Origin of the sequence: Neobacillus canaveralius (assembly GCF_047237705.1) — a bacterium.
GTDB lineage: Bacteria > Bacillota > Bacilli > Bacillales > Cytobacillaceae > Neobacillus > Neobacillus niacini_K.
Genome location: NZ_JBDFLL010000001.1, coordinates 856,480 through 874,774, shown reverse-complemented (window position 1 = coordinate 874,774; position 18,295 = coordinate 856,480). Strand labels below are relative to the sequence as shown.

The window sequence follows — 18,295 nt, the reverse complement described above, 5'->3', positions numbered from 1 at the left end:
CGTGTACGTGCATAGACATTGATACGAGAAGCCACAATTTATACGAAAACAGCTATAATATTAGAAGAGGAATCCTTACACAGGATTCCTCTTCACCCTATTCTATGAAAGAAAAGATGAGAGAGTTATGACTATAAACAACCGACGTTCCATTCCTTTTGGCTATAAACTAATAATCGGACTGCTTGTATTTTCCGCGATGTTTATTCTTTCCATGATTTTCGGAGCAGCAGATATTTCTCTCCGCGATGTTTGGCAGGCACTATTTTCAAATGCGAAGGGTGAAAAAATTTCCATCATTCGTGAAATACGTCTACCCCGTGAAATCGCTGCGATTGTGGTTGGTGCGGCCCTTTCCGTTGCAGGTGCGATTATGCAGGGAATCACTAGGAATCCACTTGCTGATCCAGGGTTACTTGGTTTAACAGCAGGGGCAAATGCCGCACTAGCATTCATTATTGCATTTATCCCTTCCGCTAATTATTTCGGTGTTACCATTGCATGTTTTATTGGAGCAGCGGTAGGAACGACAATGGTTTTCGGCATTGGAGCGATGAGAAAAGGCGGCTTTTCTCCACTAAGAATTGTCTTAGCAGGAGCAGCTGTCTCTGCTTTCCTTTATGCAATTGCAGAAGGAATTGGTATTTATTTTAAAATATCTAAAAATGTCTCGATGTGGACCGCTGGAGGTATGGTTGGCACTACATGGGGGCAGCTCCAGATTATTGTTCCCTTCATTCTAGTTGGGCTGCTGGTCTCTTTCTTTTTATCAAAACAGCTTACGATTCTTAGTTTAAATGAAGAAGTGGCGGTTGGATTAGGTCAAAAAACAACACAAATAAAGGTGATTCTCTTTATTGCAATCATTTTATTAGCCGGTGCTTCTGTTGCACTCATCGGAAACATGGCCTTCATCGGCTTAATGGTTCCCCATATTGTTCGAGCAATGGTTGGGACGGATTACCGTTTTATCCTCCCCATGTCGGCTATCTCTGGAGCCACCTTTATGCTTTTTGCCGATACACTTGGCCGGACCATGAATGCTCCCTTTGAAACACCTGTGGCGGCAATTGTCGCAACCTTGGGTTTACCTTTCTTTCTTGTGATTGTTCGTAAAGGAGGTAAGGCATTCTCATGATACAGCCTTCATTAATTAGAAAACAACGTATCATTTTCATTAGTTTACTTGCATTAATTTTGATTACGCTCGTAGTTGGGATGGGGTTAGGTCCAGCCTCTCTTTCTTACGATAGGTTGATTCCTGCTCTTTTTGGCCAAGGCACGTTCAAAGAGGAATTTGTGTTATTTTCGGTTCGATTACCGCGAATTATCATTACCCTGTTAGCAGGAATGGCACTAGCTTTATCTGGTGCTATTTTACAAGGAATCACCCGTAATGATTTAGCTGACCCAGGTATTATTGGGATTAACTCTGGTGCGGGTGTTGCCGTCACCGTTTTCTTTCTGTTTTTTCCAATTGATTCAGGTTCGTTTGTCTATATGCTTCCAGTTGTAGCTTTTGTCGGTGCATTGCTGACTGCGGTTCTAATCTATCTATTCGCATACAGCAAAACGGAAGGAATGCAGCCAGTACGGTTGGTGTTAATCGGGGTCGGATTTTCGATGGCACTTTCCGGAGCGATGATAGTCCTGATCTCTTCTGCTGAACGCGCAAAAGTCGATTTTATTGCAAAATGGTTAGCAGGGAATATATGGGGAACCGATTGGCCATTTATCTGGGCACTCCTTCCTTGGCTGGTTGTACTGCTTCCTTTTACTTTATACAAAGCTAATCGATTGAATTTACTAAGTCTGAGTGAACCAGTAGCAATCGGCGTCGGTGTTTCAATTGAAAAAGAACGGATTGTTTTACTGATAACAGCGGTGGCACTTGCAGCCTCTGCAGTTTCGGTTACGGGAGGAATTACCTTTATCGGCTTGATGGCGCCACACATGGCAAAAGCGTTAGTTGGGCCGCGGAATCAATTATTTATTCCAATCGCCATTCTAATTGGCGGCTGGCTGCTCGTATTTGCTGATACTGTTGGTCGTAATATCATGGAATCTGCTGGAATCCCTGCCGGTATTATGGTCGCATTAATTGGAGCTCCCTACTTTGTCTATCTTTTATTGAAAAAATAAGGCTATCCTGAAAAGGATACGCCTTTTTATTTTAAATGTTCATTTAGTACGTTTTCTTCTAAGACATCTAAACTTCCATACACTTTGGTAATATGTTTTTCTCCCCATGTGCATAGTGAATTTAAAATCCCTTCTAAACTCCTGCCATACTCACTTAACTCATACTCCACCTTCGGCGGAACTTGATTATAAACAATACGGTTGATGACCCCATCTTCCTCTAATTCCCGCAATTGCTGTGTTAACATTTTCTGCGTTATATCCGGCATTAGGCGTTTTAATTCACTTGTTCGTTTCTTGCCATGAGTTAAATGACAGAGAATCACACACTTCCACTTTCCTCCGATTACTTCTAACGTTGCTTCAACAGATATATTATATTTCTTTTGTTTCATAGTTTATTCCCTCCTCGTTAACAGGTACTTTTTAGTACCTATATTACCCCAAAGTATCTATATCACTTTAAAGTGCGTACTTCACTAATGTTTCACTATCTCCCATAATAACATTTATCGATTGAGCCGTAAAAAGCAAATCGTTCAAAATTTCATAAGGAGGAGACAACATATGTCTTTCAATCATAAACAAAGTTTGTTTGCACTACTGGCATTAGCCATAAGCGCGTTTGCAATTGGAACCACTGAATTTATCAGTGTCGGACTTTTACCGTTAATTGCAAATGACTTAGAAATACCTGTTACAACGGCTGGTTTAACAGTTTCCTTATATGCACTCGGAGTTACATTCGGAGCACCGATTCTGACATCTCTTACTTCTAGTATGTCACGAAAATCATTATTACTTTGGATCATGGTTATTTTTATAATCGGAAATGGTCTGGCGGCTAGTGCAACAAGCATCGGCGTACTCTTAGTGGCGCGTGTTATCTCTGCCCTCTCACATGGTATTTTCATGTCAATCGGCTCAACCATCGCAGCTGATTTAGTACCTGAAAATAAGAGAGCGAGCGCAATCTCGATTATGTTTACAGGACTCACCGTTGCCACCGTAACTGGTGTTCCGTTTGGTACCTTTATAGGTCAACAATTAGGCTGGAGAATGGCGTTTATTCTAATTATTGCTGTCGGAGTAATCGCATTACTAGCGAATAGTATCCTAATTCCATCCACTTTACGAAAGGGTACTGTTTCATCTTTTCGTGATCAAATCAAAATCGTCACAAATGGCCGTCTTTTACTAGTGTTTATCATTACAGCCTTGGGGTATGGAGGAACGTTTGTTGTCTTTACGTATCTATCTCCAATCCTCCAGGATATCACAGGCTTTAAAGAAGGAACGGTTGCTGCCATTCTACTTGGCTATGGGATTGCAATTGCGATTGGAAATATGATTGGTGGAAAGGTATCCAATCAGAATCCGATTAAGGCGCTATTTTATATGTTTATCGTCCAAACTATTGTCCTATTTATTTTAATGTTTACCGCACCATTTAAAATAGCAGGATTAATAACAATTTTCTTTATGGGGCTTCTTGCTTTCATGAACGTTCCTGGATTACAAGTGTATGTGGTGATGCTGGCAGAACGGTATGTGCCAAGCGCTGTAGACGTAGCTTCTGCCCTTAATATTGCTGCGTTCAATGCAGGAATCGCAATTGGTTCCTACTTAGGAGGCGTCATAACCGATTCAATCGGACTCATCCACACCACATGGATTGGGGCCCTGATGGTTCTTGGCGCTGTCATCCTAACTGGCTGGAGCCGAAAGCTTGAAGAAAAAGACAAAACCGTTACTGATAACCAGTGTTTATTTTCTAATCAAAAATTGGAGGTTCAATAAAATGACAAACAACTTACAAGCAACAACTACTTTATCTAATGGTGTAAAAATGCCTTGGTTCGGTCTTGGGGTATTTAAAGTAGAAGAAGGTCCTGAATTAGTGAATGCTGTTAAATTTGCGATTAAACAAGGTTACCGCAGTTTTGATACAGCCGCTATTTATGGGAATGAAGAAGGCGTTGGGCAAGCCATTCGCGAAGCAATCAATGAATACGGCATTACAAGAGAAGAATTATTTATTACCTCAAAGGTTTGGAACTCTGACTTAGGGTACGAATCAACACTAAAAGCCTATGAGACTAGTTTAGCGAAACTGGGTCTAGATTATTTAGATTTATTCCTGATTCACTGGCCAGTCGAGGGTAAATATAAGGATGCTTGGCGGGCATTAGAAACTCTTTATGAAGCAGGAAGAGTAAAAGCGATTGGAGTTAGTAACTTCCAAGTCCACCATCTTGAAAAATTACTAAAGGATGCTGAAATAAAACCAATGATCAATCAAGTTGAATATCATCCACGGTTAACTCAAGCAGAAGTCAAAGCCTTTTGTGAAAACAATGGAATTCAATTTGAAGCATGGTCACCTTTAATGCAGGGTCAATTATTTAATAACCCTCTACTACAAGACCTAGCGAATAAATATAACAAAACCGTCGCTCAAATCATTTTGCGCTGGGATTTACAAAATGGCGTTGTTACCATACCTAAATCAACAAAGGAACACAGAATAATAGAGAATTCAACCATATATGATTTTGAACTGACAGCAGAAGATATGGACCGAATAAGTAGTCTAAACGAAAATCATAGAGTCGGTCCAGACCCTGATAATATTGACTTTTAGCCAAAATAACAGGCGCCCCTTACAAAAGGAGCGCCAATTTATTATATCTTTTTCACATACTCAGACTTTAAACTCATGGCACCAAATCCATCGATTTTACAATCGATATTATGATCCCCATCTACCAAACGGATATTTTTCACCTTCGTACCTTGTTTTAAAGTTGATGAACTACCTTTTACTTTAAGGTCCTTGATGACCGTTACTGTGTCTCCATCACTTAAAACATTTCCATTGGAATCTTTAATCACACGGTCTTCTTCTGTGACTGCAGCCTCTAAACTCCACTCATGACCGCACTCCGGGCAGATCAAAAGACTTCCATCTTCATATGTATATTCAGAATGACATAGAGGGCAATTTGGCAAAGTAGACATAAATCACTTCCTCCCTTCGTTCAGTTTATTTGTATATTGTGGCATAGCTTTTTCAAACAGACAAGCTCTCTCAAAAAATCAATTTTTCTTTGAATCCAATCTCTTGACATCGAGATAAATCTGTATTATATTTATCTCGAATTAAAAATAATAAATTTAAACATATTTTAATTCAAAACAACCGAAATCGAAAAACCTAAATAGATTAAAAATAACAGCAAGGGGTGGACATCATGGGTTTTTTAAACAAATTATTTGGTACATCAACAAAGGAGGAAGAAACAATGACAAATCCAAAATTAAAAATAGGTATTATTTTAGGTAGTACACGTCAAGGACGTGTTAGCCCGCAAGTAGGAGAATGGGTAAAAGGAATCGCTGATAAGCGTGGAGATGCAGACTATGAAATCGTTGATATTTCTGACTACAATCTTCCATTCCTAGGCACAACTGATGGTTCTGAACCAGGGATTGCTGCTTGGAATCAAAAACTTGCTAGTTTAGATGGTTTTGTATTCGTTGTTCAAGAATACAACCACAGCATTACAGGTGCATTAAAAAATGCTCTTGATTTTGCACGTGAAGCTTGGAATGACAAAGCTGCTGGTATCGTAAGCTATGGTTCAACAGGTGGAGCTCGTGCTGCTGAACATTTACGTGGTATTCTTGGAGAATTGAAAGTCGCTGACGTTCGTACACATCCAACATTGTCTTTATTCACAGACTTCGAAAACGGTTCTGTTTTCAAACCAGCTGACCTGCACCAAACAAACATGACCGCAATGCTTGATGAAGTAATCGCTTGGAGCGGAGCTTTAAAAACATTACGTTAATATCAAAAAAATCGCGCCATAGTCCATTTCGACTGTGGCGCATTTTTTTGCCCCTTGTGTTTTTACCAATTTGTCCAAGCCTTCCCTTTCAAAAAGCATACTTTATTTTTAGAGGCTGATAAATTTAAGTATTATTTTTGAAAGGAGAATGAAAAAGTGCCTAAAGTTATCCATTTAAACCTTCGTGTGGACCCGACTCAATATATTCCCCAGATTCGAGAAGTTCCTGGCTATGATTATATCCATTTGGTCAGGCAGCCCAAGTATATGGTAAATCTGCCGCTTCTCAATAAGAAGGTTCACTACCTGAGTGAGATATTCTCACCACAAGAATATGTAGAAAAAAATAAGGTTTCCCTCCTACACGCACACCATGCTCAATTAGGTTTATTATTACTTCCATTTAAAGAAGAAACCTCCCTCCCACTTGTAACGAGTATTAGAGGTAGAGATGCTACGCTGGCAAATCAGCCGGTTGGCTATTTAGATGGCATGAAAATGCTGTTTGAACAAGGGGAGCGTTTTCTCCCAGTATGTCAGTATTTAGCTCAGCGAATTAATCTATGGGGATGTCATTCAGATAAAATCAGAGTTCTCTATGGAGGAGTTGACCTTAACCTTTTCCCTTATAAGGGACCAAATCTACAAGGCACACAGAACATTGTTTCAATCGGGAGACTAGTAGAAAAGAAAGGTCACCATGTTTTAATGCAGGCGTTTAAAAAGATTAAATCAAAATTTCCAAATGCCACCCTAACGATTATCGGAGGCGGAGAGCTGGAAGGATATATTAAATCACTTGCAACGCAGCTAAATTTAGGTACCTCCTTCCGTCTTCTAAGCCGTGTGCCAAAAAGCCAAGTACCAGAACTAATGGGACAAGCTGATATATTTTGTGCGCCAAGCTTAACAGCGTCCAATGGTGATGTAGAAGGAATACCGAATACGATCAAAGAAGCAATGGCAACCGGTATTCCAGTTCTCGCCACGAACCATGCTGGTATTCCAGAAATCATCACTAATAACAAAGATGGAATTTTAGTACGCGAAAACGATGTTGACCATCTCGCGCAAGCATTAGAATTTATGTTACTAAATAAACACCTATGGGAAGGCTTTGCGCTTTCTGCTCGTCAAAATGTAGAACAAAACTTTGACCAAAATAAGCAGCTTCTTTTGCAAGCCAAATATTACGATGAATTGTTAGGGGGATCATAATGGTAGAAGATTTAAGATTAATTAAAGTAACCAAAGGACCAAAAACACTATTAATTGACAACCCTACAAACTACCCTTTAATCGGAATGGGTGCTCAAGGAGCCGTATTTAAATTATCGGAGGAGCGCTGTGTAAAAATATATAGCAACAGTGTTCAAGCACAAATGGAGTTAGAGGCATTAAAAGCCGGACAACACCTGCCCTTCTTCCCTCGACTATATGAATATGGTGAAAACTATATCGTCATGGAATACTTTAATGCTCCCACATTAAAGGAATATCTACGAAATTGCACCTATATACCAGAGTCGATTACTAGAAAACTTCTGTATATTTTAGGTGAAATGAAAAATGCACAGTTCACAATGGTGGACGCGCCTTTACGGCACATTTTCGTCCTTGATAATGAAGAACTGAAGGTAATTGACCATGTAAATGCCTTCAAGCGCATACATCCGGTACCACTTAAATTATTGAGAGATTTAAACATGATGTTATTAAAAGAATCCTTCCTATCTCAAGTAAGAAGTTTCGAACCGGACACATATGCAATATGGCAGAGATATTTTGATGAAAACAAAATGGATTATCGAAACATTCCTGTCAATTCGGGAGGAAATGGTGAAGGAGTAAAAGTAGATAGCGCTATCTCGCAAACATTAATTGGTGCAGGACATCAAGGTGCGGTCTTTCGTATAGCTGAGGATCGATGCGTAAAAATTTATGGAAAACCAGAACATTGCCAAATGGAATCAACGATTTTATTGGCTAATCAAGACCTTACTTTTATTCCAAAAGTTCATGAAAGCGGAGATAACTACGTAGTAATGGAATATTTATCGGGACCAGACTTAAACACTTTTCTAAAAAAACAAACCACTCTCCCGCCCATCGTGACAAAACTCTTACTAGACATTTTAACTTCGCAAAAACAGGCTGGGTTCAAACAAATTGACGCTCCATTACGACATGTCTTTGTTACCAATACTGGCTTTAAAATGGTTGACCATGTGTATTCGTTCTCTCGTCTACAAGAAAGACCATTAGAACTTTTCCACAACCTTCATGAAAGAGGGTTCCTCGCAGAATTTCTTGAGCAAATTAGGCTTCTTGATCCGGTCACACATGCAGAATGGACGAAAACTCCAATCCCACTTACCGAAGAGGAAGTACAAATGGAAATTAAGGACATTCCTACCGTTCTGCCAGTAATAAAAAATCATGGCCGTAAAAAAGGGCATGAGCAGAAAAAGGGCAAGGGGCATGAAAAGGACCGTGACCATAAAAAAGGCAAGAATCATGGCAGGGACCACGACCATAAAAAGGGGCATGATCGTGATAAGAACCGTGACCAAAACAAGGGGCATAATCGTGATAAGGACCACGGTCAAAAAAGAGAGCACGGCGGTAAGAGAGATACCAAGGACAATAAGAAGGGGAATGGTCGTAAAAAAGGATCGGATAAAAAATGAACATTTTAGTGACAGGTGCGGCAGGTTTTATTGGGTTCCATCTTTCTAAACGATTATTAGCTGAAAATTATCATGTAATCGGTGTGGACAACCTTAATGACTATTACGATGTTCGTTTAAAAAATGAGCGGCTAAAACAGATAGAGAATAACGATAAGTTTACATTTTATAAAGTAGATTTAGCTGATTCAGAAGGCCTAAACGAAATTTTCGAGAATCATTCCATCCCCATTGTGATTAATTTAGCTGCCCAGGCTGGGGTCCGCTATAGTCTTACCCATCCACACTCCTATGTTCATTCCAACCTAGTAGGGTTTGTAAATATTTTAGAGGCATGCAGACATTTTCAAGTAGAGCACTTACTTTACGCATCGTCCAGCTCTGTATATGGAGCCAATACCAAAACGCCTTTCTCTACCCAAGACTCTGTTGATCACCCGGTTAGTATCTATGCCGCCACAAAAAAAGCGAATGAATTAATGGCTCACACTTACAGTCATTTATTTAATACCCCAACGACTGGTCTTCGTTTCTTTACTGTGTATGGACCTTGGGGCAGACCAGATATGGCCTATTATTCTTTTACAAAGGATATAATCGAAGGGAACCCGATAAAAGTATACAATAATGGCGACATGCGCAGGGATTTCACCTATATTGATGATATTGTCGAAGGAATCGTCAAATTACTAGATCAGCCGCCTGAACCTGATCCAAACAGAGATCTCGACCCAAGCACAAGTCATGCACCCTACAAAATCTATAATATCGGCAACAATAGCCCCGTCAGATTAATGGATTTTATTCAGACTTTAGAAAATCTAATCGGTAAAAAAGCCAAAATCGAATTCCTCCCTATGCAGCCTGGAGACGTGAAAGAGACCTATGCAGATATTACCGACCTGCAAAAAGCGGCCGGTTTCTCCCCTGCTACTCCATTAGAAATCGGATTAGGTCAATTCGTTGACTGGTATAAAAAATATCATAAATAAAGACACTCTTCCAATTCTCGAGACCGGTTATTTGACCGGTCTCTTGTCTATTTAGTACATAGAAATGTAAAAAATATGAAAGGATAGTATTATACGGCTATTAAATCGTTAGGAGGTTGAACCTGTGCAGAGGAAAGTGATCTATAAGATTTTGCTGATAATGATTTTTCTAACTGTAACATCTTTAGCCAATAGCGATGAAAGTAAGGATATTCAAGCATTTTCGAACCAGGTACTCCAGCAAGGCTCTTCTGGTGAAGATGTGATTGAACTGCAATCGCGCCTCTCATATAATGGATTTTATAAAGGTAAGATTGACGGTGTGTTTGGCTGGAATACATATTGGGCAGTTCGAAACTTTCAAGATCAATTTGGTCTTCCCATCGATGGAATGGTAGGGGCAAAAACGAAGGCAATGCTTGTAAAAGCAACAAAATATGAAAAGAATGGCACTGGGAATACGACGGCAAATGTTCCAAATGGCTATAGTCAAAACGATATCCAATTGATGGCGAACGCCGTATACGGAGAATCGCGTGGAGAACCCTATATAGGTCAAGTTGCTGTGGCCGCCGTTATTTTAAACCGAGTTCAAAGTGTCTCTTTTCCGAACAGTGTCGCAGGTGTCATCTATGAACCTGGAGCCTTCACTGCTGTTGCCGATGGGCAAATTAATTTAACGCCAAATGAAACGGCAAAAAAAGCCGTATTGGATGCAGTTAATGGATGGGATCCAACTGGCAATGCCATTTATTATTTTAATCCTGATACCGCGACAAGCAGCTGGATATGGAGCCGCCCACAGATTAAGAAAATTGGTAAACATATTTTCTGCAATTAAAATAGAAAACTGTCATCTACAATTTATTTATGCAGATGACAGTTTTTTAGTTTATGGCTTTATTATTCCCTGCTCCTTTGCCTTAAACACGGCTTTATGCCTTCCCGTTACTTCTAATTTGGAATAAATATTTGAAATATAATTTTTTACGGTTCCTTCAGTCAGGAAGAGCTTTCTGGCTATTTCACGATTGGTTAACCCTTTCGAAAGTTCCTCTACTATTTCTACTTCTCTTTGCGTGAGTCCAAAATCCTTACGATTACTTTTTTCCTCGATTACTTTTTCCGATGGGGTAATCCACTGTGTAATTAACTGCTTCGCAATCTCCTGCGTAATCAGTGTCCCACCGTGATGGACGAGTCTGATTCCTGCTGCAAGATCTTTTGGGTGAATGGCTTTTAATACATATCCTTCTGCTCCGGCTGCCAACGCATCTCGAACATATCCTAATTCCTCAAAGGTTGTTAAAATCATTACCTTCACAGAAGGAAATAGGCTTTTAATTTGAGCTGTGGCGTCGACCCCATTCATTTCGGGCATATGAATGTCCATCAGTACTACATCAGGAGAAAGCTGTTTTGTTAACTCCAATGCCACCTTTCCATTTTCAGCTGTACCGACAATTTCAAAGTCTGCTTCCCCTCCTAATACAATCGCAAGGCTTGCCGTAATCAATTCCTGGTCATCCACTAGTAACACTTTTATCATCTTGCATAACCCCCTCCCTAAAACGGCTTACACTCACAGGTAAAAAACAAGTAACAATCGTTCCTTCATTTTCCTTTGATTCAATACTCAACCGACCTTGGAGTGATTCTAACCGCTCCTTCATTCCATTAAGACCAAATCCATTGCTTACTTCCCGGATACCTATGCCATTATCCTGTATCAAAAGGATCACATGCGAAGAATCTGCCTTTAGTGTAATCATAATCTCATTGGCATGGCCATGGCGGATGGCATTAGTTAGTGATTCCTGGAGGCACCTTATAAGAGCGATGGTTGCTTGAGAGGATATATTGATGTCATGTTGGTCTATATGTTCAAAATGGATATTAGTTTTCGTATGTAAGGCAAATTCATCCGCAATTTTTTTCAACTGGGAAGGTACCTCTTCCCTTTCTTCACTTGGAGAAATTTGATGAATTTGCGTTCGAATTCCTCCTAAAGACTTCCTCATCACATCACTTAACACATCCACTTGTTCCTGTGCTTTTTCCGGAGATGTTTTCATTAGAAACGAGGCCGCGTCAAGTCCCATAATAACGGATGTAAAGGTATGTCCAACCGTATCATGGAGATCACGTGCCAAACGATTTCGCTCCTCCAATAACGTGACCTTTTCAACTTGCCTTGCATATTCCTTCAAAAGTTGATTCTGCCTCCTGTTTTCAACAAGCAGCCTTTGCGTCTTTTTCTCGGCTTCAATAACTTTTGCCACAGCTATACCAATGCCATAGAAGAAAAAGCCATCTATCACGCCAAGACCCAAATGATTCAATCCAACAGCAAGTACTGCAAGAAACGGAACAAGGGAAAATCCCGCCCATAACCACCAACGTTCCTTCCTAGGATTACTATAAATAGCAGCACAGAGGGCAGGATAGGCCAAGAAGGATGAATACTTCCCTAACAAATAACAGCCCACAATTAAGAACAGCCCGCTAAAAATTAATTCAAGTAAAGGATAGTTTCTGACACCGAAACTATCAAACTTAATTCCTGACCATTGTGGAATCAAGAACGCGGCAAAGAACAACGGCAGGATTAGCCAGAAGAAAGGCATGGAAGAAAGAAAAATAGCTAGAAATAATAAATGAAAGACAAACCAGCCTATTCTTGTTATTTGTGCCGTTTTATATACCCAATGGGATTCTTGCCGAATTGGCAGCATAATGAGCACCTTCAATCTTCTGATTTAATCACTTACTATATTCCACACCGCTTCATATTTCCCTTTTTTCGTTAAAAGCTGTGGGTAATAAAAGTCATATGACCCTCTTATGACCAAGTTCACTTTTAGGTATGACCGTTTCTCGCCGATAATGAGGATACAAATTGAAGCAAAAAGGAGAAATTCAAATGAAAAAATTTTTATATCGTCATGGTTTGGTTTTATTTCTTGTAGTAATGATTGGCAGAGGCTTAATAGGAATGCTTGCCGTAAAGGGAATCCAATCATTTAACCCTTCCCTTACGGTTGAAAAAGATTTAGGTTGGTTAATCATGCTAATTTATGCAACCACTGTTTTCTTAGCGGTAAAATGGGTGAAAATTGACAAAGAAATCGGATTGAAAATGCCGTCCTCAGTAAAAGAATGGTATGTTTGGGTACCAGCACTCCTTATCCCTATCACATTGGCGTTCTATCTTGGTTTTAATTCAACATTGGGGCATATTCCGCTATTGCTCATTGCAGCAGTCGGTGTTGCAGTGAATGAAGAAATATTATTTAGAGGAATTCTTCTTCGAGCGATTTTACCATTTGGTAAAGCAGTTGCGATAATTGTTCCTTCGCTCTTATTTGGAGCTGCTCACCTCGGCAATATTTTTGTAGGTGCAGATGTAACCTACGCTCTCTTCCAGTTTGGTTGGACGTCTTTTGCCGGCATGGCCCTTACCGCTATGGTATTAGCCAATAAAAGCTTACTTCCGGCTATTGTCTTTCATTTTGTCCTGGACGCAATAGAGTATGGGGCAACAGGAGCATACGGTGTTCATAGTACAGAGTATTCACTGAAATGGTTAAGTGTATTTTTGCTGCTCAACTTGGCATTTTTACTGTACTCACTCTTTATTTTAAAAAAATCAACATCGAACCAACATCAAGCTACTTATCCAGCCACACCTTTGTAACGATACATTAAGGCTGACCTTAAAGGAGGAGTAATTCCATCTTTTTTGGTCAGCCTCTTTATTTTAGTAACTTTAGAGCTACGTTTAGAAAACAATGGTTTTGTTTTGATGGACAATAATCCGGTCTTCGATATGCCATTTTACCGCCCGAGCCAAAACACTTCTTTCCACTCTACGACCAATTTTTTTCAAATTATCGACATCGTCACGGTGATCGACTCGGGCAATATCCTGCTCAATAATCGGTCCTTCATCAAGATCATTGGTTACATAATGAGAGGTTGCTCCAATTAACTTTACACCGCGGGCATGGGCACGCTCATAGGGTCTTGCCCCAATAAACGCTGGTAAAAAAGAATGATGAATATTAATGATTTTCTTTGGATTGACTTCAACAAATTTAGGGGTCAGGATTTGCATATAACGCGCTAATATTATTAAATCGATTTCATACTCTTTTAACAGTTCAAGCTGCTGGGCTTCCACCTGTTCACGAATATCCTTATTCGCAGGGATATAATAAAACGGGATATTCAATCCTTCAACCGCCTCCCTTGCCTCCTCATGGTTACTGATGACGAGCGCAATATCCGCCATTAAATCACCGCTCTGCCATTCCCAAAGCAATTCAAGCAAACAGTGAAGCTCCTTAGACACAAAGATTGCAGCTTTCTTCACATGATAGACATGCGTTAATTTCCAATCCATCGAGAATTTCTCAGCAATCGCAGCAAACTGCCCTTCCATATCCTTTGCCTTTTCCTTTAGACCTGGGCACTCAAATTCAATTCGGATAAAAAATACGCCGCCTTCCGGATTGGTAGAATATTGACTAGATTCGATGATATTGGCTTGATACGAAAATAAAAACTGCGAGATGGCTGAAACAATGCCCGGCTGATCCGGGCAGCTGACAAGCAGCCGTCCACGATTACGGTTCTCTTGTTGAAACTTTTCTAGTTGATCCTTTATATATGAATTCATTGTCATAACTCCTCTATTATTATTAGAAAAGATTATACAGCAGACAACCTTTATAAGCGAATCTTTTATTGAAAATTCTAATTTTATTTCGCGAACAAATAATGGTAAAATTTTTTAAAAGGAGGTTGTCTGGTTATGAAAATTGCCTTTATTTCTGATATTCATGGGAATGCCCTCGCGCTGGATGCAGTTCTCCAGGATATTGAGAATCAGGGAATTGATAAAATTTATGTGCTAGGTGATATTTGTTACCGTGGACCAGAGCCAAAACGTTCTCTTGACCTAGTCCGCAATTTACATACTGAAGTGATCAAAGGAAATGCCGATGAATGGGTGGTACGTGGTGTTCGGAAGGGTGAAGTGGCAGATAAGGTCCTAGAGTTAATGAACCTTGAACGCCAATGGATTGTAGAGCAGCTAGAACCATCAGACATCGATTATTTAGAGAGCCTGCCTGCTCAATTAAATCTCACAATCGAAGATGTTGAGATTTCAGCCTTCCACGCTACTCCGACTAGTTTATTTGATATCGTCCTCCCAAACGCGGACGACAACCAAATCGAAACGAGTTTAATACAGACGCAAAATGCACAGGTTTTCGTATATGCACATATTCACAAGCCATATATTAGATATCTAAATAGCAAGGTCATTATCAACATCGGCAGCGTAGGTTTACCGTTCGATGGTCTGGCAAAGGCATCCTATGGACTTGTTGAAATCGAGGACGGACATATAAAAACATCCATAAGAAGAGTAAACTATGAACTCGAAAATGTCGTAGCACTCTATCATGAAGTCCAATACCCAAATGCAGAAATGATGAGTAACGTTATTCGGAATGCTAGAATCTAAGTAATCTCGGTGTTTTCTTTAATTGATAGGCTGTGTTACAGCTAATTGTAGATTTTGCACCCTGTTGATTTGCGCGGAAGGCACGAAGACTCCTCGAAAATGCTATCGCATTTTCTTCGTGCGTGGGCAAATTCGAGGAAGAAATTCAATGTCCTGCAGGAGTACGGAGCAGGTGAGACCCCACAGGCGCAAGCGCCGAGGAGGCTCACCGCAACGCCTGCGGAAAGCGACGTGCCTCGTGACAGGCAAAGATCGCCTGTCCCTGCGGTGATTATTCAAAGAAGCCTTCCTTAGTGGAGCGCAAATCAACAGGTCCATGTAACACAGCCAATAGATAAATAGGGAGTTAGATAAATGCAGTTATTTGTAAGGAATATGACGGAGGAATATGCAAAACAGATACTAAATTGGAAATACGAAGCACCCTATGATTTTTATAACAATGAAGAAACCTCTGAATCTCTTAACGAAATACTAGAAAACCCCTATTATGCTGTTTTAAATCAAGACAATGAACTCGTTGGGTTCTTTTGTATTGGAAACGCGGCACAAGTCCCATTCGGTTCTACAATCGGCGCCTACGATGAGGATATGAGGGATATCGGTATTGGCATGAATCCGGCAATAACGGGTCAGGGGTTTGGAACACCATTCTTCTCGTTTATCCTTTCGTATATGCAAGAAACCTATGGACTGGATGCAATCCGATTAACAGTAGCAAATTTTAATGAAAGAGCCATTCATCTTTATACGAAACTCGGATTTGTTAAAAAAGTGGAGTTTAATAGAGATTCAACTAAATTTATTACAATGGTTAAGAATTAGTAATAGGTACGTGCCGAAGACAGTACGGTCTCCGGCCTTATTTAAATTTACCCTTTAAACTCTTCTGTTCAGGAGTAAAGAACGTCTCGACCATTTCAACACTAGTTGGTCTGCTAAAATAATATCCCTGCATGTTATGGCAGCCAATACTGCATAAAAATTGATATTGTTCTATCTCTTCTACTCCCTCGGCTACCACATTCATTCCAAGGTTTCTTCCCATTGCCACTAATGTTCGACAGACAGAACGCTGATTTTTATTCTCTAGCCCTTCAATAAAGGATTTATCAATTTTTATCGTATTAAATGGATATTGAACAAGATAACTAATGGATGAATACCCAACCCCAAAATCATCAAGAATGATATCGACTCCTTTATCCTGTAATTCTTTTATCGTGTTCAATGTTTGCTGAACATTGGTCATCGCTGTTCTTTCTGTGATTTCAATTTTTAAAAGATTAGCTGGTAACTGATGGCGTGCTAACGTGTCCTTAACACTTTCAAGAAAAGATTCCAAATTAATTTGTCTGGCTGGTACATTAATAGATACATAGAACGGCGGCAGGTTCATATCCGCCCAGGTCTTACGCTGTCTGCAGGCGGTTTCCAATACCCAATTGCTTAATTTTATAATTAAATCTGACTCTTCGGCAATTTGGATAAATTCTCCCGGAGATATTGCACCTAAAACGGGGTGCTTCCAACGAAGAAGTGCTTCTACCCCAATCACTTGTTTTCCGTACACATCAACGATCGGTTGATACACCAGATATAATTGATTCTTTTCAATGGCTTTATGAAGGTACTGCTCTAGCAGCAATTTTCGCGATAGACTTTTCGACATTCCCAATTCATAAGACTGAATTCCTACCCCGCTTTCCTTTGCAAGATACATCGCTTGGTCTGCCTTTTGAATTAATCCTTCCGCCTCGTAACCATGATCTGGGAAAATACTCATCCCGATACTTGCACTCAGTACAAACTCATTACCGAGCAGTCGAATTGGGTCTGCAATCATTTCATTAATCCTTGCTGCGGTTTCTTCAATATCCTCTTTTGTTGAAAGGTTTTTCAGCAAAATGACAAACTCGTCCCCGCCTTGCCGTGAAATAATATCGTCCTTTCTTAAACTTTCCTTCAACCGATCCGCAATTACCTGTAATACTTTATCTCCCATTTTATGACCAAGAGAATCATTGATATATTTAAATCGGTCGAGATCCAAGAATAAAACTCCGACCTTCTTTTTCTGTTCCTTTGCTTCACTTAACGTTTTAAGAAGCTCATGATCTAATTTCCTTCGGTTCGGTAAACCGGTTAAAGAATCATGAAAGGCTAAGAACGTTAATTTTTCCTCTGCTTTTTTCCTTTTCGTACTATCCACAACGATTCGATCAATTTTCTTAATACCAGTATAGATAGTATCCCAGCTCCAAGTAATGGAAGGGGAAAGATTCTTGTCATTTGCTGCACTGGTAATATAGCCGCAAATACCTAGAATTACACCATCTACTTTAACCGGAATAGAAAGGATATTTACATCTATTATATGACCGTTCCGATTTCTAATCTTTGTATGAATGCTCTTCCTTTCTCCTTTGAGGACAGCATTAATATGCTCAATCGTCTTATCAATCTCCTCTTCTTCTAAAAACGAGACAAAATTCCATTGATAATCAGGATGTCTTTCACAACCTGTTAATTCTTGAACGGCTTCATTCGAAAAAACAATACTGCCCTCCAAATCCATTACGTAACACGGATATGGCATACACAAAAGTAAAGGCTTACAATTTTCAACAAAGGAACTCAAATCTGAACTTTTAATCTGATATCTCAAGAGAAATCTCCTTTCTACGTTCCGGAGAATCAAACACCTGTTAATGAGACGATATACCATATTCCCGTATATAGCTGTGATAGATATCAACAAACCCAGACATTTTTTTCACCTTCTATTACTAATCAAACGTTTGATTAAAAGCGCCTCAATCCCATATAAAAAACAAGCTTATTTTAATTTCCCAGAAAATATCCTGTCGAAGAAAAGTTGTCTTTTTTCTTAGAACACGTCGAAAACAAAATGAAATAGTGTGCCAAGCTTTTCGTTTTTTCCCATTCCCTTTTTGTTAAACTTAATTAAAGAAAATTGTTTTAGTGCTTTTATCTCTATTTTTCAAGTTAAGCACTGTGAAATAAACCATTTGGATTATTGTATATGTAAGCGTTTTACATTATAATCAGTATAACAAT

18 protein-coding genes are annotated in these 18,295 nt (G+C 39.6%); 12 read left to right on the top strand and 6 right to left on the bottom strand.

The window, feature by feature from the left end; genetic code table 11:
- Positions 1-127 precede the first annotated feature (127 nt).
- Positions 128-1,138, top strand: coding sequence for a FecCD family ABC transporter permease (locus tag ABC255_RS04240; protein ID WP_412991568.1), 1,011 nt, complete (start codon positions 128-130; stop codon positions 1,136-1,138).
- Positions 1,135-2,142 carry a FecCD family ABC transporter permease gene (locus ABC255_RS04235; protein ID WP_412991566.1) on the top strand — a complete coding sequence of 336 codons (1,008 nt, stop codon included), beginning with the start codon at positions 1,135-1,137 and terminating at the stop codon, positions 2,140-2,142. Before ABC255_RS04240 ends, ABC255_RS04235 begins: the two co-directional genes overlap by 4 nt.
- A 26-nt stretch (positions 2,143-2,168) precedes the next feature.
- On the opposite strand, the gene ABC255_RS04230 is transcribed toward ABC255_RS04235, so the two are convergent.
- The gene (locus tag ABC255_RS04230; protein WP_034676656.1) at positions 2,169-2,537 is read right to left on the bottom strand and encodes a winged helix-turn-helix transcriptional regulator; all 369 of its coding nucleotides are present in this window, start codon (positions 2,535-2,537) and stop codon (positions 2,169-2,171) included.
- Between the two features lie 172 nt (positions 2,538-2,709).
- Between ABC255_RS04230 and ABC255_RS04225 the strand changes: the two genes are divergently transcribed.
- Both ABC255_RS04225 and ABC255_RS04220 read left to right on the top strand, forming a co-directional pair.
- On the top strand, positions 2,710-3,942 hold the full coding sequence (locus ABC255_RS04225) for an MFS transporter (RefSeq protein WP_412991563.1): 1,233 nt from the start codon (positions 2,710-2,712) through the stop codon (positions 3,940-3,942).
- A 1-nt stretch (position 3,943) separates the two neighbouring features.
- The gene (locus tag ABC255_RS04220; RefSeq protein WP_412991561.1) at positions 3,944-4,786 is read left to right on the top strand and encodes an aldo/keto reductase; all 843 of its coding nucleotides are present in this window, start codon (positions 3,944-3,946) and stop codon (positions 4,784-4,786) included.
- Between the two features lie 41 nt (positions 4,787-4,827).
- On the opposite strand, the gene ABC255_RS04215 is transcribed toward ABC255_RS04220, so the two are convergent.
- Positions 4,828-5,163, bottom strand: a complete 336-nt coding sequence (locus ABC255_RS04215) for a zinc ribbon domain-containing protein YjdM (protein WP_412991559.1) — start codon at positions 5,161-5,163, stop codon at positions 4,828-4,830.
- 233 nt (positions 5,164-5,396) lie between these two features.
- On the opposite strand from ABC255_RS04215, the gene ABC255_RS04210 reads away from it, so the two are divergent.
- The 5 genes from ABC255_RS04210 to sleB all read left to right on the top strand — a co-directional run bounded on the left by ABC255_RS04210 (position 5,397) and on the right by sleB (position 10,519).
- On the top strand, positions 5,397-5,996 hold the full coding sequence (locus ABC255_RS04210) for an NADPH-dependent FMN reductase (protein WP_335531319.1): 600 nt from the start codon (positions 5,397-5,399) through the stop codon (positions 5,994-5,996).
- Between the two features lie 156 nt (positions 5,997-6,152).
- Positions 6,153-7,214, top strand: a complete 1,062-nt coding sequence (locus tag ABC255_RS04205) for a glycosyltransferase (RefSeq protein WP_412991557.1) — start codon at positions 6,153-6,155, stop codon at positions 7,212-7,214.
- Positions 7,214-8,686: a hypothetical protein gene (locus tag ABC255_RS04200; RefSeq protein WP_412991555.1), complete on the top strand. Its 1,473-nt coding sequence runs from the start codon at positions 7,214-7,216 to the stop codon at positions 8,684-8,686. Before ABC255_RS04205 ends, ABC255_RS04200 begins: the two co-directional genes overlap by 1 nt.
- Complete coding sequence (locus ABC255_RS04195) at positions 8,683-9,678, top strand: NAD-dependent epimerase (protein WP_412991553.1); 996 nt, start codon at positions 8,683-8,685, stop codon at positions 9,676-9,678. Before ABC255_RS04200 ends, ABC255_RS04195 begins: the two co-directional genes overlap by 4 nt.
- Before the next feature lie 160 nt (positions 9,679-9,838).
- On the top strand, positions 9,839-10,519 hold the full coding sequence (gene sleB, locus ABC255_RS04190) for a spore cortex-lytic enzyme (RefSeq protein ID WP_412998478.1): 681 nt from the start codon (positions 9,839-9,841) through the stop codon (positions 10,517-10,519).
- Positions 10,520-10,570: 51 nt separating this feature from the next.
- Here sleB and ABC255_RS04185 read toward each other — a convergent pair whose 3' ends face one another.
- Both ABC255_RS04185 and ABC255_RS04180 read right to left on the bottom strand, forming a co-directional pair.
- Positions 10,571-11,227 carry a response regulator transcription factor gene (locus tag ABC255_RS04185; protein ID WP_412991551.1) on the bottom strand — a complete coding sequence of 219 codons (657 nt, stop codon included), beginning with the start codon at positions 11,225-11,227 and terminating at the stop codon, positions 10,571-10,573.
- Complete coding sequence (locus tag ABC255_RS04180; protein ID WP_412998477.1) at positions 11,202-12,422, bottom strand: histidine kinase; 1,221 nt, start codon at positions 12,420-12,422, stop codon at positions 11,202-11,204. Before ABC255_RS04180 ends, ABC255_RS04185 begins: the two co-directional genes overlap by 26 nt.
- Before the next feature lie 179 nt (positions 12,423-12,601).
- Here ABC255_RS04180 and ABC255_RS04175 point away from each other — a divergent pair, with 179 nt between their 5' ends.
- On the top strand, positions 12,602-13,375 hold the full coding sequence (locus ABC255_RS04175; protein ID WP_412991550.1) for a CPBP family intramembrane glutamic endopeptidase: 774 nt from the start codon (positions 12,602-12,604) through the stop codon (positions 13,373-13,375).
- Positions 13,376-13,459: 84 nt separating this feature from the next.
- Here ABC255_RS04175 and purU read toward each other — a convergent pair whose 3' ends face one another.
- Positions 13,460-14,359: a formyltetrahydrofolate deformylase gene (purU, locus tag ABC255_RS04170; RefSeq protein WP_335531301.1), complete on the bottom strand. Its 900-nt coding sequence runs from the start codon at positions 14,357-14,359 to the stop codon at positions 13,460-13,462.
- A 135-nt stretch (positions 14,360-14,494) separates the two neighbouring features.
- Here purU and ABC255_RS04165 point away from each other — a divergent pair, with 135 nt between their 5' ends.
- Together ABC255_RS04165 and ABC255_RS04160 are read left to right on the top strand one after the other, a co-directional pair.
- On the top strand, positions 14,495-15,214 hold the full coding sequence (locus tag ABC255_RS04165) for a metallophosphoesterase family protein (RefSeq protein WP_412991547.1): 720 nt from the start codon (positions 14,495-14,497) through the stop codon (positions 15,212-15,214).
- A 354-nt stretch (positions 15,215-15,568) separates the two neighbouring features.
- Positions 15,569-16,039 carry a GNAT family N-acetyltransferase gene (locus tag ABC255_RS04160; protein ID WP_412991545.1) on the top strand — a complete coding sequence of 157 codons (471 nt, stop codon included), beginning with the start codon at positions 15,569-15,571 and terminating at the stop codon, positions 16,037-16,039.
- A gap of 37 nt (positions 16,040-16,076) precedes the next feature.
- Here the strand turns inward: ABC255_RS04160 and ABC255_RS04155 are convergent, their stop codons facing one another.
- Complete coding sequence (locus tag ABC255_RS04155) at positions 16,077-17,813, bottom strand: sensor domain-containing protein (RefSeq protein WP_412991543.1); 1,737 nt, start codon at positions 17,811-17,813, stop codon at positions 16,077-16,079.
- Between the last annotated feature and the right edge of the window lie 482 nt (positions 17,814-18,295).